The organism is Sphingobium agrisoli, from assembly GCF_041877245.1.
In the GTDB taxonomy this organism is placed as follows: domain Bacteria; phylum Pseudomonadota; class Alphaproteobacteria; order Sphingomonadales; family Sphingomonadaceae; genus Sphingobium.
The window spans coordinates 1-22,058 of the sequence record NZ_JBHDJI010000017.1 but is presented as its reverse complement, the minus strand read 5'-3'; the positions used below and the strand labels follow the sequence as shown (position 1 = coordinate 22,058).

Genomic DNA, 22,058 nt, shown 5'->3' with positions numbered 1-22,058 from the left:
TTCCAGTTTTCCCGAATTATCAGGAATGAGGACAAGGATTATCTCTGCCTCCAGAAGCTGAAGCCCTTGCTCAGCGACCCCAACAGGGTGGAGGACATGATGAAGAAACTGGTCATTTCGATGCTGCTGGCGACCGCCGGCATCGCTGCCTCGGTCGACGCGATCGCCGCGCCCGCCAGCGCCGTTGCCACGCAGCCTGCGGTTGCCACGGTCCATTATCGCAGCGCCACCATCGACGGCGTGAAGATGTTCTATCGCGAAGCCGGTCCCGCCGACGGCCCGGTTGTGCTGCTGCTCCACGGTTTTCCGACATCGTCGCACATGTTCCGCAACCTGATCCCGCTGCTAGCCGACCGCTATCATGTGATCGCGCCGGACTATCCGGGGTTCGGCCAGAGCGACGCGCCGGACCATCGCCAGTTCACATACAGCTTTGCCCATTATGCAGAAATGGTCGACACGCTGATGGGCAAGATCGGCGCACAGCGCTACGCCATGTATGTCATGGATTATGGTGCCCCGGTCGGCTATCGCCTCGCCCTCAAGCACCCCGAGCGCGTCAGCGGTCTTATCGTCCAGAATGGCAATGCCTATGAGGAAGGACTGGGCGCCTTCTGGGATCCGATCAAGACCAATTGGAAGAGCGGATCGGCCAAGGATCGCGAGGCGCAAGCATGGCTCGTCGGCCTCGACGCCACCAAGTTCCAATATACCGATGGTGTGCGCGACCTTTCGCGGATCAGCCCCGACAATTGGGTGCAGGACTAGGCCTTGCTCGACCGGCCGGGCAACAAGGATATCCAGCTCGACCTGTTCTACGACTATCGCACCAATGTTCCGCTCTACTCGGCGTTCCAGGCCTTTTTCCGCGAACGCAAGCCGCCGACGCTGATCGTCTGGGGCAAGAATGACAAGATCTTCCCCGAATCCGGTGCGCATCCCTACAAGCGTGACCTGCCCGACGCGGAAATGCATATTCTCGACACCGGCCATTTCGCCCTTGAAGACAAGCTCGATGAAATGGTGCCGCTGATCCGCGACTTCCTCGATCGCAAGGTCGCGACGCGCTGAACCCCGGCGGGGCCATGGTGATGCATGGCCCCGCAACTCGCGGATGATGGGAGACAGACCATGTCCTACGGTTTTCTGGATATCGCCACGACGCCCAGCGTACGCGCAGCGCAGGCGGAGATGGGGGCGGATGCCCATTGGGCGGCGTTCAGCGGCAATCGCGCCTTTGACCGCTTCACCGATAATGAAGCCCATTTCCTGGCTGCCCGTGACAGTTTCTACATGGCAACGGTGTCGGAGGATGGCTGGCCCTATGTCCAGCATCGCGGCGGTCCGGCCGACTTCCTCAAAATGGTGGATGACCGGACGCTGGCCTTTGCCGATTATCGCGGCAACCGCCAATATATCAGCACCGGCAACGTCGCCGCGAATGACCGCGCCTGCCTGATCCTGTTGGACTATCCTCGTCGCGCCCGGCTGAAAATCTATGCCCATGTCGAGAAGCTGGTGCTCGATGCCGATCCGGCGCTCACCGAACTTGTCATGGACAAGCATTACAAGGCGCGGGCCGAGCGCATATTCCGGCTGCGGCTGGAGGCGTTCGACTGGAATTGCCCGCAGCATATCACGCCGCGCTTCACCGAGCGCGAGATCGAGCAGGCGATCCGGCCGATGCATGAACGGCTGGCGCAACTGGAAGCCGAGAATAAGGCGCTGCAGGATCGCCTTGCCCAGTTGGGAAACGCATGATGGACAATCCGAGCCCGCCGTTGCCGCCCTTCACCCTGGAGGGCGCGATCGAGAAGGTGCACCTGGCCGAGGATGGCTTGAACAGCCGCGATCCGGCCAGAGTGGCCATGGCCTATACACCGCTCAGCCAGTGGCGGAACCGGGCGGAGTTCGTCAATGGCCGCTCCGCGATCATCGCCTTCCGCACCCGCAAGTGGCAGCGCGAACTGGATTATCGGCTGATCAAGGAATTATGAGCCTTTCGCGACAACCGCATCGCGGTGCGCTTTGCCTATGAATGGCATGACGACAGCGGCAACTGGTTCCGGTCCTATGGCAACGAGAATTGGGAGTTTGACGAGAGCGGCCTGATGCAGCGGCGGCTCGCCTGCATCAACGATGCGCCGATTAATGCGGCGGAGCGGAAATTCCACTGAACGCAGGGACGCCGTCCCGACGATCATCCAGGGTTGAGTGACCTTGGGCTGTAAGGGCGATCTGCGATAAAGCTCGCCACCCGAAAGCGGGCTGACCGCACTTCGAGGCGGAAAAATCCGCCTCTCAATGGCAACAATGGGTCGGCTTCTCCTGAAGCGTTCTTCCTACGGCCATTACGGCCACAGGAGATGTGTCATGGGATTATCAGAGTTTGATCCCGCCGCTCGCGAGCGGGTATGTTGGAACGCCGGGCGTAAGGTTGGAGCAAAACGAGCGCTCAAACCTCGTCAGATATGGGCGATCCGCTTCTTTCTTGACCAGCATGGGCGGGTCCGCGACCGGGCCCTCTTCGACCTGGCCATCGATAGCAAGCTTCGCGGATGCGATCTAGTGAAGATCAGGATCAGCGATATCGTGTGTGATCGGAAAATTCGAACACGGGCAACGGTCGTACAGCAAAAGACTGGCAGACCCGTTCAGTTTGAACTGATGACTGATGCCCGCGCCAGCCTGCTCAAATGGCTGGAACTGAGAGGTGGATCCTTGGAGGATTTTGTATTTCCAAGCCGTACCGATCACGCAGCCCACATAAGCACTAGGCAATATGCTCGCCTTGTTGACGAATGGGTCACGGGGATCGGACTGCCCGGCGAAGATTATGGCACCCACTCTCTGCGCCGAACCGAAGCTTCGATCATCTACAAGGCGACTGGAAATCTCCGCGCCATCCAGATTTTGCTTGGGCACACGAAGATCGAAAGCACAGTTAGATATCTCGGCGTGGACGTGGAGGATGCTTTGACCCTCGCAGAGGGCACTGAAATCTGAAACTGCCTTGGGTCCCTGCCGTTGCAAGGACCCAAGGGTCACAGCTTGGCGGCTGGTGGCGGTCATAGCCCTTCGATAAGCTCAGGTGGGCGACCCGAAAGGGTGCTGACCTGGCGGCTGTCGAATACAATGGATGTAGGCTTCTGTGTCGCGGCGCTGGAAGACGCGCTGGGCCGGTGCGGCAAGCCGGAATTTTTCAGTACGGACCAAGGTAGCCAGTTTACCAGCTTCGTCTTTACCAGCGTACTGCGTGATGCCGAGGTCCGCATCAGCATGGATGGCGAGGGGCGGTGGATGGACAACGTCTTCCTTGAACGCCTCTGTCGATCCCTGGAGTACGAGGGCGTCTGCCTCCATGCTTTCGAGACCGGATCGGAGCTACGGACTGGTCTTGGCCGGTAGATCACCGATCACAACACCCATCGTCCGCACTCGGGCCTGCCGGGAGAACCCCGTTCGAGGCCTATCTGCAGATCTGGAAGTCTATGCCGACGCCTGTCAATCGCTGTTAACTTGGTTAGTGTGTCCCAAAGGGAATCGCCGGGAGACGAAACAGTGCCAGACCTTTCGCGCCTGAGCGAGCCACAGCGGCGGATTCTGGAACTGGTGGCAGATGGGGTGACGGCGAGCAAAGACATCGGGCGGATGATAGGGAAGTCGCCCGGCACGGTCGACGTATACCTGAGTAGAGCGGCAGCCGACCTTGAGGCTCGCGGGCGATTCGACGCTGCTAGAATTTACAAAGAGTTATCCGATTTAGATTCTAAATTTAGAACGGAGCCTCTTGCCGAACCTGAACAAAATGAAGTTTCTGAGGGCACCGGATCGGCGCCGGTCAGCGAGCAAACCAGATGGATCCGTTCGCTGTTTCCGCCAATCGGAGGACCTTCGGATGATCTCACAGGACCGCTAGCGCTCAAGCTCATAATCCAGCTGACAGCTATGGCTGGAATGGCGACGGCGATCGTCGTTTTGATCTATCTTTGGACCATGAGCCAGTTCGCCAAACTGGCATCGTAATCCGACGTTCAAACTATAAACCTGGGCAGGCGTGCGTCTGCCACGGAGGATCTATGTCAAAATCCGAAGACCGCTTGCCCCTCGATCGCAACGAGTGCCAAGACATAGCGACAGGGCTGACCGAGGGCTATGTAAAGCTCGATGACGCAATCGCCCATACTCTCCGCATCGGCACCATGATCGTGGAGACCGGCAAGGCCGCCGGCCTTGATCCCCTCTCTAGCCAAAAGCTTTATGCGAGCCTTGCCGACTGCGCGGCGAACATGGTGAAGAGCCGCGGCGATCTGATCGCCGCACATCAGCAGGCACATAAGATCCGTATGCGGTCCACCGCTTCTGACGTGCACCTTTGGGGATGCACCATACCCAGGGTTGCGGCGGTCCCAAGCATGGACGATCGTTCCGCTGTTGCGGCTTGACCGAGAGCCTGCGATCTCGTCTGTGAACTGATGGTCCTCGTGGTCATCTTCACTGTGCTGGTCGTTGCGTGCAGCGCCTTCTCCGCTCTGGCGGCGGGGCCTGCCGGACGGTGGACCGCTGCCGCAGCGATCGGAACAACGCTCATGGGCGTGGCCGTCTCGATATTCCATCCCGAGCTTACCAGAATTGAACTGCTCAGGTTGACGGTAGACGTGATCTTTTTGGTTTCGTTGGTCGCACTGGCCGTCATTTACCGTCGGTGGTGGCTGATCTGGATGTCGGCCTTTCAGGCAAACGGCACCCTGTCGCACATCGTCGCCATGATCAGTCCCGTGTACGTGAAGGTGGTGTATTATACGCTTACGACCATGTGGGGCATTCCGATCCTGGCAATATGGGTGCTGGGCATCTTCAAGGATCGCGGTTGGCGGCTGTCTCCACTGCGCCATGCCGCCGCCCTGGCGCGCGCCATAGGTCGCGCCAGGGCGCGGCCCACGCCCTGACAGTAAGTCGTTTTGATATTCGGAAGGACGCCTATGGCTGTTCTAACTTTGGCGGAAGCGCCGCAGCCTGCTGCGGCATCTACTTCGGCGTGGTTCGCCTCAATAGCTTGCATGTATAGCGGGCTGACGCATGAACGCATTCATTTCATGTTTCACAATGCAGCGGGCCGACACGTCGGGGCTGTCAGCTTTGAAGGCGACGTCGGCAGCGCATCGTTCGATACACTAACTGTCCTCCGAACGGCGATCGTTCGGGAAGCCGCATCGATCCTAGTCGCGCATAACCATCCCAGCGGGAAGGCGCTGCCATCGCTCGGCGACTGCGAAGCGACAAGGAACTTGGCCGTCGCGTGCCGGGCAGTCGGCTTACGCTTGAGTGATCATCTGATCGTTGCGGAAAACAACGTCTTCAGCTTCAGGGGTAACGGGCTGATGTGACGCCAGCGGAAGCCTAAGCCGCTTGAGCCTCGTCCAAGATGTCGCGGGCATGCTGGAGATGGTTGGCCGCCATCATGAATTGGCGCGCCAAGTCGGTAGGCACGTCGGCCATGATCATATCGAGCCGGTCGAGCACGCGCTGGGTCAGTTCGGCGCAGTTGTTTGCCTCACTCAGCCCGAATTTATCCTGCTCCACGCACATCTCCGACTCGCCGAAATGCTGCTTATAGTTGATCGAGGTCAATCTGCCGAATCGCGGTCATTTAACCCTGCTGCCTGTCCACACTACTCGCCCGACAATGTCGACCAGCGCAGGGTCGATGTCGGTCCAGTCGGGATAATGGACATTGTCGCTGAGCACGCTGAACCGCCCGCGCAGCGGCCCCGGCGCAATCCTCTTGACCATCAGCACCCCGTCGAGCCGCAGCACATAGACGCCATCGCGCAGCCGTTCGGCCGCATCGTCATGATCGACCATGATATCGTCGCCGTCGCTGAGCGTCGGTGCCATCGATTCGCCATCCACGCGGATGATCGACACGCGCTGCGGCCGCACCCCCAGATGGCGCAGCCAGCGCGCGTCGAACGCCATCACGCCCGCTGCCCGCTCATCCTCGTCCATCGATCCAACGCCCGCCGAAGCGCCTAGCGCCAGCCGGGGAATAGCGACGACCGCCGGCGTCCCTCGCACGCGCGGCGGCGCGGCCTCTTCCGCAGCGCCGCCCAGCATCGCTTCGGGCACGCCGAAATAGCGGGCTAATGCGCGACGATCGATTTCATCGAGCTTGCGCGGCGTTCCGCGCTGGATGAACTGTTGGATGTAGGCAGGATTGCGCTTGAGTAAGCGGGAAAGGCTGACAGCGGTCTCACCGCGCTCCATCATAAGGCGAGTCAATGTTTGGCGTGAATCGTCCATCAGACAAACCTGCCACGGTGACATGGCCCCTCACAAGAAAATCCGCTTTTGCTGAGCCTAACGATGCAAGAACTTGCGAATGGACAACGCCTGTCCGGACGTGTTCGGGCGGACCGCTGATTGAGCTGTGGAGCGCTGTATTACTACCGCAGCTTTCCATATCCAGGCGCCTTCCTCGCTACTGCGGAGAACCAGAAAGTCTCATCGCGGTCGTTCCCGGCCACGCGCGAGCTTTGATGATAGCAAAGTAGACTGTCCGCAGTTGGGAAGGGAAAAATGGTAGCTGAGCGTCTCATAAGGGTCGATGGTTGCCGGCAGCATATGCCGCGTCGTGGGACATTCCCGTCATTCCGATGACACAAGTAAAACGTCAACTCCTTGTCGAAGCCGACGTTCGGTGTTTGTCCGCCAGCCGCCCTGCCTGCGGTTGTCATATATTTGGACATCAATGAAATGGGTCTCGACATGCGTGGCTGTGGCGAGGCGCGGCAGCTATATAAAGATCGCTGTCTCCCTCGACCATTTCAATACGGTTAGCCCGTCCGGCGGCGTCCCCGAGAGGCTAGAATGGGACTGTTTGCCGGTGCCCCCTTGACCGCGCGGTGTGATTGCCCGACCTGCCGCCCTCATGCCTGGCGAGTCAGCCCCATGAGAATCGTCATCATCGATGACAGCGGCCTACGCGCGACCATCCTGGAGGAAGGACTGCGTGAGGCGGGCTATGACGACATCCACATCGTCCCGCCGCGCGGCGCGTTCGTCGCCAGACTGGAGCGGATGGCGCCCGATGTCGTGCTGATGGACCTGGGCAACCCAAGCCGGGACACGTTGGAAGAGATGTTGACCGTCAGCCGCGCCCTCGCCCGGCCCATCGCCATGTTCGTAGACCAGTCGGATGACGCGATGATTGGCGCGGCGATCGACGCAGGCATATCCGCCTATGTGGTCGACGGATTGCGCAAGGAGCGAGTCAAGCCGGTGCTGGAATTGGCGGTCCGCCGCTTCAACGCCTTTGCCCGGATGCAGGCCGAGCTGGAGGAGGCGCGGACCGCGCTCAGCGACCGCAAGATCATCGATCGCGCAAAGTCGATCCTGATGAACCAGCGATCCTTGAGCGAGCAGGACGCCTACGCACTGCTGCGCTCCAGCGCGATGAACCAGGGGAAAAAGATCGTGGACGTGGCGCAGGCGCTCATCACCGCCAGCGACCTGTTGGGAGGGGCGTGATGACGGATATTTTACGCATCGCCTTCCTACCGCTGACCGACGTCGCCGTACTGGCTGTCGCGAAGGAACGGGGCTTTGCGGAAGAAGAAGGGCTGACGCTCGACCTCATCCGATCGACCAGTTGGGCGACGCTGCGTGACCGGCTGGTCTATGGCCAGGTACAGGCTGCTCATATGCTCGCGCCGCTGGCAGTGGCGGTGACCTTGGGTCTCAGCCAGCAACCCGCCGCGATCGCCGCACCTTACAAGCTCAACGTCAACGGCAATATGCTGGTGATGGCGCGCGATTTCGCCGCCGCGCTCGATCCGGATCCGGTGCGCCGGCTCGCCGACCCGCTGGGCACCGCGCATGATTTCGCCGCCGCCATCGGCCTGTGGCGGCGCAAGCCTGTGATCGGCGTGGTCCATCGCTTTTCCAGTCATGCGATCATGTTGCGCTACTGGCTCGCCAGCGCGGGCGTAGACCCCGATCGCGATGTGGTGCTGCGGGTCCTCCCGCCCTCATTGACGGTGGAGGCGATGCGGGCGGGCGAAATTGACGGGTTCATCGCGGGCGAGCCATGGGGCAGCGCGGCGGTGGAGGCAGGACTTGCCGAAACGGCTGCGATCGGCGAGCGCATCTGGCAGCGGGGGGTGGAGAAGGTTCTGGCCTTCCGCGAAGCCTGGCTTGAGGAGCATCCTGACCTGGTCGATCGCCTCCTGCGTGCGCTCATTCGCGCGGCGGCCTGGTGCGACGATCCCGTCCATCATGGGGAGCTGTCCCACCTTCTGTCCGACCCGCGCTATGTCGACCAGCCCGCAGACCTCATTGCGCGGGCATTGACCGGCCGGATGGTGGTTCGCGCTGGCGAAGCGCCAATCGCCAATCCCGATTATCTGCTGTTCGGACGCGAAGCGACGCCCTTCCCCTGGCGCAGCCAGGCTTTGTGGATCTATTCGCAGTTCGTGCGCTGGGCGATGATCGACCATTCGCCCGACCATATGGCGCGCGCGGGCGCGGTGTTTCGACCCGACGTCTTCCGCCGGGCGCTCGCCGGCACGCAGGTGCCGATGCCCGGGGCCAGCATGAAGGTGGAAGGGGCGCTCGGCCTGCCGCTCGCGGTCGGCTCGCGCGGGGGCGTGGGCATCACGCTTGGGCCCGACCGATTCTTTGACGGGCGCATCTTCGACCCCGAACGGATGGACGAGTTCCTGGACGGGTTCCGCCCGACACGCTGAAAAGCGAGCGAAAATTGTGCCTTGCAACATAGGGCGAATCGCGGGATAACATGGTGGTCGCGCGACGAAGCGCGACGCAACGGATGCGCCGTCCCAAGGGTGGGATCGTCATCCTCACCTTATCGCAGCAAAGCCGCTGACCGGACCGTGCCCATGGCACGCCTCCGGCCTGCGGCTTTTTTCATGTCCATTTTCCGTTTTATGGGGGGCGTCACATGGCTACCGTTTATTGGGATCGCGAAGCAGAGGCCGACCCTGCCGCGCCCGCGACGAGTTTCTGGAAGGCCGGCCACGCGCCGACACTGATTGCCGCCTTCCTCTATTTCGACCTGGCCTTCATGGTCTGGGTGCTGCTGGGGCCGCTTGCGCCCGCCATTTCCAAGACGCTGGCGCTGACCCCTGCGGAAAAGGGGCTGATGGTCGCGGTCCCAACCCTGGCCGGCGCTTTCCTTCGTGTCGTCAACGGCCTGCTGGTCGATCGCATCGGTCCCAAGCGGGCGGGCGCGATCAGCCAGATCATCGTCATCGCCGGGCTGCTGACCGCCTATCTGGCGGGCGTCAACAGCTTCGGCGGCACGCTGGCGCTGGGCGTGATCCTGGGCTTTGCCGGGGCCAGCTTCGCGATCGCGCTGCCGCTCACCAGCCGCTGGTACCCCGCCGAGCATCAGGGCAAGGCGATGGGCCTTGCCGGTATGGGCAACTCGGGCACGGTACTTGCGTCGCTCTTCGCGCCGATGCTGGCCAAGCTGTTCGGCTGGAACGCGGTGCTGGGCCTCGCCTGCATCCCCCTCTCGCTTGTGTTCGTCGTTTACATGATCATGGCGAAGGACGCGCCGAACGCGCCCGCGCCCAAGCGACTGATCGATTATTTCCAGCCCCTGAAGCAGGCCGACGCCTGGTGGCTGATGGCCTTCTACGCTGTCACCTTCGGCGGTTTCGTGGGTCTTGCGGCATCGCTGCCCATCTATTTCACCGACCAGTTCGGCCTGACCCCTATCGTCGCGGGCTATTGCACCGCCGCCTGCGTCTTCGCCGGATCGCTGGTGCGGCCGATGGGCGGCGCGCTGGCTGACAGGATCGGCGGGTCCAAGGCGCTGATGATCGTTTACGTCATGGCCGCCGTCGCGCTGGCCGGGGTCAGCCAGGCGCCTACGCTGGCTGCGGCGCTCGCCTGCTTCGTCCTCGCCATGCTGGCGCTGGGCGCGGGCAACGGCGCGGTGTTCCAGCTGGTGCCCCAGCGGTTCCAGGCGGAAATTGGCATCATGACCGGCCTCGTCGGCTTCGCGGGCGGCGTCGGCGGCTTCTACCTCGCCAGTTCGCTCGGCCTTGCCAAGCAGTTCACCGGCAGCTTCGCGCCGGGCTTTCTGATCTTTGCGGGCCTTGCCGTACTGGCCTTCGCCGGCATCGCGCTGGTGCGGGGCAAGTGGCGCAAGAGCTGGACGACCGGCGCGCGCATCTGATTGAAAGGGAAGGCGGGTGGCATCAAAGGGCCCGCCCGCCTTCCCTGGTCTGCACGATATTCGCGTCCTAGGGGGGACGAGCATCCATGAAAACGTTTCTTCTATCGGCGGCCGGGCTGGCCGTCGCAGGGCCCGCTTGCGCCCAGCAAGTCGCGCTCAAGCCGGTCGCCGAAGCGCGGCTGCGCTACGAACATGTCGACCAGGACGGCCTCGCGCGGTCGAAGGCCAGCGCGCTCACCGCCCGCGTCCGCGCCGGCGTGACCGCCACCACCGGCGCGCTGAGCGCCACCCTGGTCGGTCAGGGCACGCTCGCCCTCATCGACCATTATTATGACGGGCTGCATGGCGCCGCCACCCGGCCGCTGGTCGCCGATCCGCAGAATGTCGCGCTCTACATCGCGCAGGTCCAGTACCGGACCAAGGCGGTGACGCTGACCGCCGGACGGCAGAAGATCGTGCTCGACGATGAACGTTTCGTCGGCAATGTCGGCTTTCGCGACAACGGCCAGACGTTCGACGCCGTGCGCGCCGAAATCACGCCGGCCAAGGGGCTGAAGCTGGACGTGGCCTATGCCTGGAGCGTGCGCACCATTTGGGGCATCGACGGCATCGGCGCGCGGCAGCAGGCGATCGGCGGCGACAATGTCTTCGCCAATCTCTCCTGTGCGACGCCCATCGGCACGCTGACCGGCTTTGCCTATCTGGTCGATCAGGACGAGACGGCAGTGCAGGGCTATCGCCTGTCGAGCCAGACCTATGGCGCGCGCGTTGCGGGTTCGCGCTTGCTCTCGAAGGCCGCGAAATTGGGCTATCAGCTGAGCTATGCGCGCGAGTCCGACTATCATCGCAACCCCAACGCTTATGCCGCCGACTATTGGCTGGCCGACGCGACGCTGGACGTGAAGGGCTGGAAGCTGAACGGCGGCTATGAAATATTGGGCGCGAGCAAGGGCATCGCCCTCACCAGTTTCCAGACGCCGCTCGGCACCAATTTCAAGTTCCAGGGCTGGGCCGACAAATTCCTGATGACCCCGCCCAACGGCATTCGCGACCTCTATGTCGGCGGCGGCTATGGCTGGAAGACGATGGGGCCGCTGTCGGCCGTGTCGCTGACGGGCAGCTGGCACCGGTACGAAAGCGATCGCCTGAGCCAGCATTATGGCAATGAGATCGATCTCCTGGCTTCAGCGAAGCTCAAAAAGACCATGTTGTCTGTCCGCTACGCCCATTATGACGCGCGCGCGCTTGCGACCGACACGGACAAGCTCTGGCTCCAGGCCGACTGGTCCATCTGACTGAAAAGCGCTGAGAGGAATCGCTTGAGCCGTCAGGCGATTTCTCTTATGCTGCACTGCAAGGGACAAAGTTGTCCTTCTTCACATAGCCGACGCGGTCCATGGACGGACCGGTGAGGCGCATATGATGGCAAAGCCGCCATCCCGACCCCCGGACTTTAATGCCCGGGGGTCGGGATGGCGGCTTTTTTGTTTTCTGGAGTCACGGGCATGGAATTTCAGGACGGGACGCAGGCCGGCATGGCGCCGGAACCCGATAGCGGCGATGCGCTGCTGACGCCGGCCGCCGGCGGGCGCGAGCATCTGGTCGTCGTGGGCAACGGCATGGCGGGCTGCCGCGCGGTGGAGGAGTTGCTGGCGCGCGACGCGACACGGTACCGGGTCACGATCTTCGGCGCCGAACCCCATGTGAACTATAACCGCATCATGCTCTCCCCCGTGCTGGCGGGCGAGAAAAGCTTCGACGACATCGTCATCAACCCGCGCGAATGGTATGCCGACAATGACATAGACCTGATCGCGGGCGATCCGGTGTCGGCAATCGACCGCTCCGCCAAGGCGGTGACCAGCCGGTCGGGCCGCACCGTGCATTATGACAAGCTGCTGATCGCCACCGGATCGGATCCCTTCATCATCCCTGTACCGGGCAAGGACCTGCCCGGCGTCATCAGCTTCCGCGACATGAAGGATGTCGACATGATGCTGGAGGCCGCCGGGAAAGGCGGCGACGCCGTGGTGATCGGCGGCGGCCTGCTGGGGCTGGAGGCGGCGCACGGCCTGACGCTGCGCGGCATGAAGGTCACTGTCATCCACCTCATGGACACGCTGATGGAGCGTCAGCTCGACGAAGCGGCGGGCTGGCTGCTCAAGAGCGCGCTGGAGGCGCGGGGCCAGACGATCCTGACCGGCGCGAACACGGCGGAGATATTCGGCGACGGCAAGGTGGAGGGCGTGCGGCTGAAGGACGGGCGTGAGATACCCGCCAGCCTCGTCGTCATGGCGGTCGGCATCCGCCCCGCGACTGCGCTGGCGCGCGAGGCGGGCCTTGCGGTCAATCGCGGCATCCTGGTCGACGATCATATGGTGACGAGCGACCCCGATGTGCTGGCGGTCGGCGAATGCGTCGAGCATGACGGCAATGTCTATGGCCTCGTCGCGCCGCTGTGGGACATGTGCCGCAGCTTGGCCGACGGCCTGACCGACCAACATACGGGTTACAAGGGCTCGGTCACCTCGACCAAGCTCAAGGTCGCCGGCCTCGACGTCTTTTCCGCCGGCGACTTTTTGGGCGGCGAGGGGTGCGAGGACATCGTCCTGCGCGATGCGTCGCGCGGCGTCTACAAGCGGGTCGTGGTGAAGGACGACCGCATCGTCGGCGCGGTGCTCTACGGCGATACGGCGGACGGCGGCTGGTATTTCGACCTGCTGAGGAAAGGCGAGGACATCGCCGACATGCGCGACCTGTTAATCTTCGGTCAGGCCTTCGCCTCGGGAGGAGGCGCGCTGGACCCTAAGGCGGCCGTTGCGGCGCTCTCGGACGAGGCCGAGATTTGCGGCTGCAACGGCGTCAGCAAGGGCAAGGTCGTCGCGTGCATCGAGAAGGGCGCTTGCAGTCTCGACACTGTCCGCGCCACCTGCAAGGCGTCGGCCAGTTGCGGCAGCTGCACCGGGCTTGTCGAAAATCTGCTGGCTGTTGTGCTGGGCGATGAGGTGCAGTCCGGCCCCAAGACGATGTGCAAATGCACCAGTTTTACCCATGACGATGTGCGGCGGGAAATCGTCGCCCAGTCGATGCGCTCCATCCCTGAAGTGATGCAATTGCTGCATTGGACCACGCCCGACGGCTGCTCCTCCTGCCGCCCCGCGCTCAATTACTATCTCCTTTGCGCGCTGCCGGGCGACTATCAGGACGACCAGCAGAGCCGCTTCGTCAATGAACGGATGCACGCCAACATCCAGAAGGACGGCACCTATTCAGTCGTCCCGCGCATGTGGGGCGGCCTCACCAACCCGCGCGAGCTGCGCGCCATCGCGGATGTGGTCGAGAAATATAACGCGCCGATGGTCAAGGTGACCGGCGGTCAGCGGCTCGACATCTTCGGCATCAAGGGCGAGGATCTGCCCGCGGTCTGGGCCGATCTCAACGCCGCCGGCATGGTCTCGGGCCACGCCTATGGCAAGTCGCTGCGCACGGTGAAGACTTGCGTCGGCTCCGAATGGTGCCGCTTCGGCACGCAGGATTCGACTGGCCTCGGGGTCAAGACCGAGCGGATGACCTGGGGATCGTGGATGCCCCACAAGTTCAAGATCGCGGTGTCGGGCTGCCCTCGCAATTGCGCCGAAGCGACGATCAAGGATTTCGGCATCGTCTGCGTGGATTCAGGCTACGAACTGCATGTCGGCGGCAACGGCGGCATCCATGTCCGCGCCACCGACCTGCTGTGCAAGGTCGCGACCGAGCAGCAAGCGCTCGATTACTGCGCCGCCTTCATCCAGCTCTACCGCGAGGAGGCCCGCTATCTGGAGCGCACCGCGCCGTGGATCGAGCGGGTCGGCGTCGACTATGTGAAGAGCCGGATCGTCGAGGATGATGCGGGCCGCGAGGCGCTGCGGGCGCGCTTCCTCTATGCGCAGAGCTTCAGCCAGGAAGACCCGTGGGCCGAGCGCGCGACGGGCGCACGCGCCGATCTGCACCAGCCCCTCGAAACCATCGCCATCGCCGCGGAGTGACATTGATGACCGACTGGATAGATATCGGCACGCTGGACGACATTCCCCAGCGCGGCGCACGCACCGTGCGCATCGCGGGCGGAAAGGAGATCGCCGTGTTCCGCACCGGTGACGACCAGATCTTCGCGCTGATCAACGAATGCCCGCACAAGCAGGGGCCGCTCAGCCAAGGCATCGTCCATGGCCACAGCGTCGCCTGTCCGCTCCACAACTGGACCATCGCGCTGAAAACCGGCGAAGCGCAAGGTGCCGACACGGGCTGCACGCCCACGGTGGCGGTGCGGATTGACGGTGACCGCATCCTGATCGCGCGGCCTGCGATGTTGAAAGCGGCCTGATGGATCAGGCGGTCCGCACCACCTGCGCCTATTGCGGCGTCGGCTGCGGGATTGCCGCGACGCCGACCGGGCCGCGCTCGGTGACGATCGAGGGCGATGAGGCGCACCCCGCAAATGCCGGTCGCCTCTGCTCGAAGGGCACGCATCTGGGTGAGACGGTGGGCCTTAACGGTCGCCTGCTCCATCCGATGATCGGCAGCAAGCGCGCAAGCTGGGACAAGGCGCTCGACCTTGTCGCGCGGCGCTTCCGCGACACCATCGACCGCCACGGCCCCGACAGCGTCGCTTTCTACGTCTCGGGTCAGTTGCTGACCGAGGATTATTATGTCGCCAACAAGCTGATGAAGGGCTTCATCGGCTCGGCCAACATCGACACCAACAGCCGCCTCTGCATGTCGAGCGCGGTCGCCGGCCATAACCGCGCCTTCGGCGAGGACATCGTGCCCGCGACCTATGATGATCTGGACGAAGCCGACCTCATCGTCCTCGTCGGGTCCAATACGGCCTGGTGCCACCCGATCGTCTATCAGCGCATCCAGGCCGCCCGCGCCGAACGCGGCACGAAGATCGTCGTCATCGACCCGCGCCGCACCGAGACATGCGAAGGCGCGGACCTGCATCTGGCGCTCAAGCCCGGCACCGACGTCGCCCTGATGAACGGCCTCTTGGCCTGGTGTGATCAGGAAGGCATCGCCGCATCCGATCATCTGAGCGTGCCGGATGGCTTCTGGGATCATATCCGCGCCGGTCATGACCTGTGGACCACCGCCAAGACCTGCGACCTGCCACCCGCGCAGCTGGAGCAGTTTTTCCGCCTGTTCGCCGACACCCCGCGCACCGTCACCCTGTTCAGCCAGGGCGTCAACCAGTCGATCCGGGGCACCGATCAGGTGAATGCGATCCTCAACGTCCATCTCGCCACGGGCCGCATCGGCAAGCCCGGCGCCGCGCCCTTCTCCATCACCGGCCAGCCCAACGCCATGGGCGGCCGCGAGGTCGGCGGCCTGGCCTCCACGCTCGCCACGCATATGGATTTCGCGCCCGACAATGTCGCGCGTGTCGGCCGCTTCTGGGCCGCGCCCAGTATGGCGGTGAAGCCCGGCCTCAAAGCCGTCGATCTGTTCCGCGCGATTGGCGAAGGCCGCATCAAGGCGCTCTGGATCATGGCGACCAACCCCGCCGCGTCCATGCCCGATGCCCGCCGCGTGCGCGAAGCGCTGGCCTCGATCCCCTTCCTCGTCGTGTCGGACATCATGACCGCCACCGACAGCAGCACGCACGCCCATGTCCGCCTGCCCGCCGTCGGATGGGGGGAGAAGGACGGCACCGTCACCAACTCCGACCGCACGGTCAGCCGCCAGCGGCCCTTCCTGCCGCTTCCCGGCGAAGCGAAACCCGACTGGTGGATCGTCAAGGAAGTCGCCCGACGCATGGGCTGGCGCAACGCCTTCGCCTATGACCGGCCCGCCGACATCTGGCGCGAACATGCGCGCCTCACCGCCTATCAGAATGACGGGCAGCGCCTGCTGAACCTGCGCGCCCATGCGACGATTGGCAACGACGCTTATGAAGCGATGGCGCCGTTCCGTTGGGGCGGCACGCCCTTCGCCGACGGCCGCTTTCCCACGCCCGATGGCAAGGCGCGGCTGGTGCTGACGAAGCAGATGGAGCTTCAGCCGCCGCTGCGCGACTGGCCCCTGACGCTCAACACCGGCCGCTACCGCGATCAGTGGCATACGATGACTCGCACCGGCCTCTCGCCCAAGCTCGCCCGCCATCGCGAGGAACCGCTGGTCGAGGTGCATCCGGCCGACGCCCAGGCGCTTTGCCTTGCGGAAGGCGATCTCGTCCGCGTCGCCACACCGTCGGGCGACAGTCTGTTCCGCGTAGCCTTGAGCGAAGGCCAGCGCTTCGGCGAAATCTTCACGCCGATTCACTGGACCGATCAGGTCTCGACAGGCGGCCGCACCGGCCTGCTCCCCCGGCCGCTGGTCGATCCCCATTCGGGCCAGCCTGGCTTCAAATCCACCCCGGCCCGCCTCGCCAAGGTGGCGGTCGAATGGAAAGGCTTCCTCATCCTGCGAGGAGCGGAGCCGGTAGCGCTGCCTTGCCTGTGGGCGACGCGGGTCACGGTCCCTGGCGGGGCGCTCTACGAGGTGGCCGGCAATGGCGATCCCGCGCGGCTCGACGCCTGCCTGCCCAAAGGCGACCGGGTCGAGGCGGCCGATCCCGCGCGCGGCACTCGCCGCGTCGCGATCCTCCATGAAGGCCGGCTCGCCGCCATCCTGTTGGTCACCCGCACCGGCCTCCTGCCCTCGCGCGACTGGCTGATCGGACAATTGGAGGCAGTGGGCGTCACCGCATCCGTCCTCGCCGCGCGCGGCCCCGGCGCACAGCCGGACAAGGGCGCGACCATCTGCGTCTGCTTCGACATTGGTTTGAACCAGATTGTCGCTGCGATCCGCGACCAGAGCCTTGTCGACGTGCCTGCCATCGGCCAAGCGATCGGCGCCGGCACCAATTGCGGCTCCTGCCACCCCGCGCTCGCCAACATCCTTGCCCAGACCATGCAGGAGACGCTTGATGCCGCAGAATGATCTGATCGCCCCCGGCGACGTCTGGCTGGTGGGCGCCGGGCCGGGTGACCCGGACCTGCTGACCCGCAAGGCGGAACGGTTGATCGGCGCGGCGGACGTGGTCTTTTACGATGCGCTGGTTGGACCGGGCGTGCTCGACCTGATCCCGCCCGGGGTCGAGCGGATCGGCGTCGGCAAGCGGTCTGGCCGACACAGCAAGGCGCAAGAAAGCATCAACGACCTGCTGCTCGCGGCGGCGAAGGCGGGGCGGCGCGTCGTCCGCCTGAAGGGCGGCGATCCCTCCATCTTCGGCCGCTCCGCCGAGGAAATGGCGCATCTTGGGCGTGAAGGCGTCCCTGTCCACATCTGCCCCGGTATCACCACGGCGAGCGCGGCGGCGGCAAGCGCTCACATGTCGCTGACCTTGCGCGGGCTTGCGCGCGGTTTGACGCTGGTGACGGCACATCTGCGCGCCGGTGAGCCGCTCGCGCTCGACTGGGCGGCGCTCGCCGGCGACAACACGCTCGGCATCTACATGGGCCGGGCGGCGGCGGGCGCGATCAGCCGCAATCTGATCGCTGCGGGGCGGCACCCCGACACGCCGGTCATGGTCGCGGTCAACGTCTCGCTCCCGACCGAGCGGCTGATCCGGGGCAAGCTCTCCGCGCTTGCCTTCTTGGTTCAAGCGGTCAGTGACAAGGAGCCGACCTTCCTGCTGGTAGGGGACGCGGTCGCCGCACATGAGCGTACCGAAACAGCAGCGGATGGAGCGCTGCTGTATGCCTGAAAATATCGAACGGGTTCGGTCGTTTCCCACACTCCCATTCACTTTTCCGAATACGTGGAGCCATCAAGACTGGAACGGATTGGCCACCGCAACGCAGGCGAGGCTTTGTCCGTGTGCGTTCAAAGAGCGCCGCAGCTCCGAGGGAGAGCAAGGGATGAGTTGTTCGCGATACCCTCAGGTTCGATTTAGGCCTGTTGTTGCTCGACCGCCTTGCACCAGAGTTGAACGGCAAGTTGTGTCAGGACCTGCCGTTCAAAATCCGACCGGGGAACGACCGGGTTTGGTCGCTTCCTGAGATGTCGAGCGCCGGTAACCTGCGATTCGAACGTCAGATTTGTTCAAGCCGTATAACGACCTGACTGCTTTATCTCGGAAAGGGCCAATACTTCTACCTTGGGCATGGCAACTAGTCAGTACGCTGGACAAAACGCCGCTGACCGCAACTCGGAATGGCCAATTTACGCCGCCGCCATCTTCCCAAGCTTTGCGAGGAAGAAGCGGTCGCTCCATAATTCCAGCGACTTCGCCTCCGCTGGGCGAAGGAAGCGCATGACGTCGTTGGCGGCGGCTTTCCAGTCGATAGTGGCTATGGTGTTCCGCAGCGTGTCCTCCAGCCATGCCATATTGATCTTGAGGTCTTCCTGCCCCGCCCATGGGCCCGCCTGGATGAGGGCCGCCTGGAGATGCGCCAGATTGGGAGACACCCCGTTCGAGACATACCAGGAAAAGTCATACCAATCCCTGCCCTTCAGATATCCTCGGCAAAGGAGCGCATGGATTTTCAGCGCGAAGTTGGACGGCAGATCCTGATGCCGTACCTCATAGTCGGCGGGGAAATCGAGAAAGGTGCTGGCTTCGCCGGACCCGGGCGGTGGATTGGTGTCGATCTCCAGCTTAATCCTGATCGTTCGGCGGCGTCCCGTGCCTGCGAAGGTCAGATCGAGCTGACTCGCGATGGAGTCATCTTTGAGCACCGCCTCCCGAACCGCCTTGTCCATCCTCTCCTTGGGCTGGGCATCGAGCTTCAATCCGAACTGCGAGAAAACCTCGACCAGAATTTTGAGATAGGGTGCCCAGTCAAACTCGGGGTTCGGCGACCTGAGCATGAAATCGAGGTCTTCGGAGAACCTGGGCAGGCGGTGCAGAATGCGCAGGCTGGTGCCACCCTGGAAAAGAGCGACGTCGAAAAAGTCGCTACGCCAGAGCGCATACAGGGCGATCTCTTGGATGATCTCCTTGGTCGCATTCTCCTCCTCGACCGCGTTGGTCGCTCGATATTGGCGAAGCTTCTCCTGAATGATTTCAATCATCCGCGAGGCGTCCTTTGGCTGCGCCTTTGTTCGTCAAAATGGCGCCTTTGAGTGAATGGAGAAAATCGTTGGCGGCTTTGTGCTTGTACACGGGCCGGAGTGCCGAGAAATCCTTGTACCTAAGCGACAGCAGCCGATCCACGTCGATCCGCATGCCGGTGACGAGCCAATCCAAACCGGACCAATGTTCCTTTCGTAAAGCGACAAGATCCATCAGCGCCCGCAAAGGCTGCGCGACGAATGACGTGAGTTTGCCGAACTTTTCCCGTTCCACGCTCGTCAGGAATTGGTATTCCCGGAGCGCGAGTGGATGAAAGCTGAATTGCCCGAGGGATGGCGTATCATAGGCAATCGTCTTGCGGCCCGGTGAAACGCTTGCCGTGGTAAAGACGGCCTCCGGAATCCAGCCGTGATAGGCCAACGCTGTTTCAAAGGAGATATAGCTCCCGGGCAGGAGCGCCTGCGCCACGGAGAAGGGATGACCCGCCTCGCTGCGGCTGCTTTGGCCGAGCATATAGGTGGCCCGCTTGAGACGGATCAGCGAACCGTCTTTCAGCGCCCTGTTGACCAGAGCATAGCGGCGGGCATCGCTGTCGCCCAGCAGTTCACGAAGCTGGCTTTCGTTGAAGACCCGCTCAGCGAGGCTTGACCCCATAATTTGTTCAGAAAGCGCGCTCATAAAATTCCAGATACTTTCAAACGATGAAAGTTTCAAGAATTTCTTAAATCGGCAGCGAGGGCCACCGCCTCCCCAAAGCAGCTTATCGAATCACTTGGGCACACTCATAATTTCGGGGCTTCAGGACCCGAACCGCTCCAACAAAAAGTCCCTGGGTATCGATCATGGTATCAGCTTGCGGCAATGCTCAAGAAATGGCGGTTTTCTGCGCTAGAAGCGCTCGTTTTCGAGTCCTCTTCTGCACCATTTGTTCTCAAAGCATTGGTAATGCTGGGGGATCGTCCAAAGAACGGTCCCCAGAGAGCGTCTGCTACACAAAACTGCTACACAGTTCGGGGCACCAATCGTCCCCAAACCCTCCGAAAACTGCCGTAAATGGTCATGAGGGCTGCTAGCTGGCGTTCCACGCCAGATGGGAGATATCCACTTCGAGGAAGGTAAGCTGGCTGACCGCCTCTGCCAGCACGGCCACCCGATGCCCGCTGCCGTAGTTCTCGGATGCTCCCCGCTTCCCCGTTCCGTTCGTCCATCCGCCGAGCGCCATTGCAAGGTCATGGTCTACACGTGCGGCACGCAACTCGTCGCGGAAGTTATGACGGAATGAGTGGAAGCAGGTGCGAGGTTGATAGGCACCGCAGCTTCGAAGAAACTGCGTGAACCATTTTGAAAACGCGACCGACCGCACGCCCTTGACGCCGGGGTCAATCTCCTCGAACAGCTTGGTGCGACCGTTGCGGCGCTGCTTGTCCACGAAGTGCAGTAACCCGCAGTCGATCAGGTTCTTGTGGATTGGCATGAGACGCTCACTCGCGCCCGTCTTGAGGTTCTTGTCAGTGCTCCCGGCAAAAGACTTCTCGGTGATCGCGAAGCAACGCACCCCATCGACCGTTCGGATATCGGCGACATCGAGTTGGCAGATTTCGTTCAGTCGCATGCCCGTGTGTAGGCCGATCAGCGGCACCCAGAATCGTGCATTGCGAGGCCGCTCGATTCCCGGTTTGGCGTATCCGCGCTCCCCATCTACGCACCCCCGATAAAGCGGAGCGTTGAAGATCGCGTGTAGCTGGCTCGGGTTGAACGGAAAGCGCTTGTCCTTCTTTGCAGTGTCGTCGGGCAGACGCAGGCCGCGTATCAGATTTCGATCGAGTAGCTCCTCATTGACAGCCCAGTTCAGGAAGCTCGACAAGTTGGCGAGACAGGTGTTGGCGTTGGCTGCGCTGATGAGGTCGGTTTCGCCGCGCGTTCGAGCGCGATCAGCGGCTTGGCGGGCGGTGAGCTTCGGGAACCGCTTGGCGGCATTGCGCGGCATGAAACGCAGCACGTCGATGTAGTCGCGACAATGGGCGCGAGCGAGCGAGCGCATGGGAACGTCTTTGCCGATGATCGACACGGCGAGCCTGCGGCTCGTCTCATATGCCTCCCGCGTTCGGGCTGACCACGCCTGCGTCGGGTCGGTCATATACTGCTCATACGCTTCGCCAAGGGTGAGGCTGCTGGACGGAACAGGCGGCGACGGCTCCACCTCGACCGGTGCCGCATCAGGGATCATCTGACGCTTCGCCACGGCATCGTCCGACGTCGGTGTGAGCAGCGTCGGATCGCAATGAAGACCAGCGACCCACCTGTGATGTTCGATCTCCGCCTCGACCCGAGCCATGGCGCTGGGCAACCGCCGCAAGGCGATCTTGAGGCTATCCGTCCGAAGCGAACGCCAAATCTCGGCGCGACCGATCAGGTCGCGAGCGTCATGCGGAACACGGCGGCGATAATAGAACTGAGTGCCCCGGATACAGAGTCCGACAGGCCGATTGTGTAGCATTGCTGTGTAGCAGCCCTCACGACCATTTGCGGCGGTTTTCCGAGGGTTTGGGGACGATTGGTGTCCCGGACTGTGTAGCAGTTTTGTGCAGCAGATGCTCTCTGGGGACCGTTCTTTGGACGATCCCCCAGCATTATCAATGCTTTGAGAACAAATGGTGCCAGAAGAGGACTCGAAAACGGCCCGAAAGCTTTAGAAAACCGCCATTTTTTGATGGAGATCCGAAGCGATACCCTCGTTGATACCCTGAAACTTTTTAGCTGAATGGTTCGAGTCCTTTCGCGGCCCGACCTGGTTTTTTCGACCTGCGATTCGCA

General features: G+C 62.7%; 20 protein-coding genes and 4 pseudogenes. 17 read left to right on the top strand and 7 right to left on the bottom strand.

The genetic code is table 11. The features are described 5' to 3' along the window. Window positions 1–99: 99 nt before the first annotated feature. The 9 genes and pseudogenes from ACETPF_RS19575 (at window position 100) to ACETPF_RS19535 (ending at window position 5,387) form a co-directional block, all read left to right on the top strand. A pseudogene (locus tag ACETPF_RS19575) lies at window positions 100–1,071 on the top strand (alpha/beta fold hydrolase). Between the two features lie 60 nt (window positions 1,072–1,131). Next, complete coding sequence (locus tag ACETPF_RS19570; RefSeq protein ID WP_373936286.1) at window positions 1,132–1,761, top strand: pyridoxamine 5'-phosphate oxidase family protein; 630 nt, start codon at window positions 1,132–1,134, stop codon at window positions 1,759–1,761. After that, window positions 1,761–2,177: pseudogene (locus tag ACETPF_RS19565) on the top strand (nuclear transport factor 2 family protein). The gene ACETPF_RS19570 and the pseudogene ACETPF_RS19565 overlap by 1 nt, the downstream one beginning before the upstream one ends. Window positions 2,178–2,373: 196 nt before the next feature. Further along, window positions 2,374–3,006 carry a tyrosine-type recombinase/integrase gene (locus ACETPF_RS19560; RefSeq protein WP_373936285.1) on the top strand — a complete coding sequence of 211 codons (633 nt, stop codon included), beginning with the start codon at window positions 2,374–2,376 and terminating at the stop codon, window positions 3,004–3,006. Window positions 3,007–3,092: 86 nt separating this feature from the next. Beyond that, window positions 3,093–3,518: pseudogene (locus tag ACETPF_RS19555) on the top strand (transposase); the annotation flags it as partial. Between the two features lie 43 nt (window positions 3,519–3,561). After that, window positions 3,562–4,026, top strand: a complete 465-nt coding sequence (locus ACETPF_RS19550) for a helix-turn-helix domain-containing protein (RefSeq protein ID WP_373936284.1) — start codon at window positions 3,562–3,564, stop codon at window positions 4,024–4,026. Between the two features lie 53 nt (window positions 4,027–4,079). Continuing rightward, on the top strand, window positions 4,080–4,445 hold the full coding sequence (locus ACETPF_RS19545) for a hypothetical protein (protein ID WP_373936283.1): 366 nt from the start codon (window positions 4,080–4,082) through the stop codon (window positions 4,443–4,445). Window positions 4,446–4,475: 30 nt separating this feature from the next. Then, complete coding sequence (locus ACETPF_RS19540; RefSeq protein WP_373936282.1) at window positions 4,476–4,949, top strand: hypothetical protein; 474 nt, start codon at window positions 4,476–4,478, stop codon at window positions 4,947–4,949. Between the two features lie 33 nt (window positions 4,950–4,982). Beyond that, window positions 4,983–5,387: a JAB domain-containing protein gene (locus tag ACETPF_RS19535; RefSeq protein WP_373936281.1), complete on the top strand. Its 405-nt coding sequence runs from the start codon at window positions 4,983–4,985 to the stop codon at window positions 5,385–5,387. Between the two features lie 13 nt (window positions 5,388–5,400). Here ACETPF_RS19535 and ACETPF_RS19530 read toward each other — a convergent pair whose 3' ends face one another. Then, window positions 5,401–5,631 (bottom strand): hypothetical protein, encoded by a 231-nt coding sequence (locus ACETPF_RS19530; RefSeq protein ID WP_373936280.1) that lies wholly within the window; start codon window positions 5,629–5,631, stop codon window positions 5,401–5,403. Window positions 5,632–5,646: 15 nt separating this feature from the next. After that, on the bottom strand, window positions 5,647–6,303 hold the full coding sequence (locus ACETPF_RS19525; protein ID WP_373936279.1) for a S24 family peptidase: 657 nt from the start codon (window positions 6,301–6,303) through the stop codon (window positions 5,647–5,649). Window positions 6,304–6,951: 648 nt separating this feature from the next. Between ACETPF_RS19525 and ACETPF_RS19520 the strand changes: the two genes are divergently transcribed. The 8 genes from ACETPF_RS19520 (at window position 6,952) to cobA (ending at window position 17,933) form a co-directional block, all read left to right on the top strand. After that, window positions 6,952–7,530 carry an ANTAR domain-containing response regulator gene (locus ACETPF_RS19520; RefSeq protein ID WP_373936278.1) on the top strand — a complete coding sequence of 193 codons (579 nt, stop codon included), beginning with the start codon at window positions 6,952–6,954 and terminating at the stop codon, window positions 7,528–7,530. After that, complete coding sequence (locus ACETPF_RS19515; RefSeq protein ID WP_373936277.1) at window positions 7,530–8,747, top strand: CmpA/NrtA family ABC transporter substrate-binding protein; 1,218 nt, start codon at window positions 7,530–7,532, stop codon at window positions 8,745–8,747. The genes ACETPF_RS19520 and ACETPF_RS19515 overlap by 1 nt, the downstream gene beginning before the upstream one ends. 215 nt (window positions 8,748–8,962) lie before the next feature. Next, complete coding sequence (locus tag ACETPF_RS19510) at window positions 8,963–10,207, top strand: nitrate/nitrite transporter (RefSeq protein WP_373936276.1); 1,245 nt, start codon at window positions 8,963–8,965, stop codon at window positions 10,205–10,207. Between the two features lie 86 nt (window positions 10,208–10,293). Then, window positions 10,294–11,502, top strand: coding sequence for a hypothetical protein (locus ACETPF_RS19505; RefSeq protein WP_373936275.1), 1,209 nt, complete (start codon window positions 10,294–10,296; stop codon window positions 11,500–11,502). Window positions 11,503–11,712: 210 nt separating this feature from the next. Continuing rightward, window positions 11,713–14,232: a nitrite reductase large subunit NirB gene (gene nirB, locus ACETPF_RS19500; RefSeq protein ID WP_373936274.1), complete on the top strand. Its 2,520-nt coding sequence runs from the start codon at window positions 11,713–11,715 to the stop codon at window positions 14,230–14,232. Between the two features lie 5 nt (window positions 14,233–14,237). Further along, a complete protein-coding gene (nirD, locus tag ACETPF_RS19495) occupies window positions 14,238–14,570 on the top strand; it encodes a nitrite reductase small subunit NirD (RefSeq protein ID WP_373936273.1) in 333 nt (110 codons plus the stop codon). Then, window positions 14,570–17,167, top strand: a complete 2,598-nt coding sequence (locus ACETPF_RS19490; protein WP_373936272.1) for a molybdopterin-dependent oxidoreductase — start codon at window positions 14,570–14,572, stop codon at window positions 17,165–17,167. The genes nirD and ACETPF_RS19490 overlap by 1 nt, the downstream gene beginning before the upstream one ends. Further along, a complete protein-coding gene (cobA, locus tag ACETPF_RS19485) occupies window positions 17,154–17,933 on the top strand; it encodes a uroporphyrinogen-III C-methyltransferase (RefSeq protein ID WP_373936271.1) in 780 nt (259 codons plus the stop codon). Before ACETPF_RS19490 ends, cobA begins: the two co-directional genes overlap by 14 nt. A 458-nt stretch (window positions 17,934–18,391) precedes the next feature. Here the strand turns inward: cobA and ACETPF_RS19480 are convergent, their stop codons facing one another. The 5 genes and pseudogenes from ACETPF_RS19480 to ACETPF_RS19460 all read right to left on the bottom strand — a co-directional run. Continuing rightward, entirely contained in the window at window positions 18,392–19,243 is an 852-nt protein-coding gene (locus ACETPF_RS19480; RefSeq protein WP_373936270.1) for a nucleotidyl transferase AbiEii/AbiGii toxin family protein, read from the bottom strand. Beyond that, entirely contained in the window at window positions 19,236–19,922 is a 687-nt protein-coding gene (locus ACETPF_RS19475) for a type IV toxin-antitoxin system AbiEi family antitoxin domain-containing protein (protein ID WP_373936269.1), read from the bottom strand. Before ACETPF_RS19475 ends, ACETPF_RS19480 begins: the two co-directional genes overlap by 8 nt. Window positions 19,923–20,313: 391 nt before the next feature. Then, window positions 20,314–21,579: a tyrosine-type recombinase/integrase gene (locus ACETPF_RS19470; protein ID WP_373936315.1), complete on the bottom strand. Its 1,266-nt coding sequence runs from the start codon at window positions 21,577–21,579 to the stop codon at window positions 20,314–20,316. 24 nt (window positions 21,580–21,603) lie between these two features. After that, window positions 21,604–21,654: pseudogene (locus tag ACETPF_RS19465) on the bottom strand (hypothetical protein); the annotation flags it as partial. Beyond that, a partial coding sequence (locus ACETPF_RS19460) for a hypothetical protein (protein WP_373936316.1) occupies window positions 21,654–22,058 on the bottom strand: 405 nt, incomplete at its 5' end. The gene ACETPF_RS19460 and the pseudogene ACETPF_RS19465, both read right to left, overlap by 1 nt.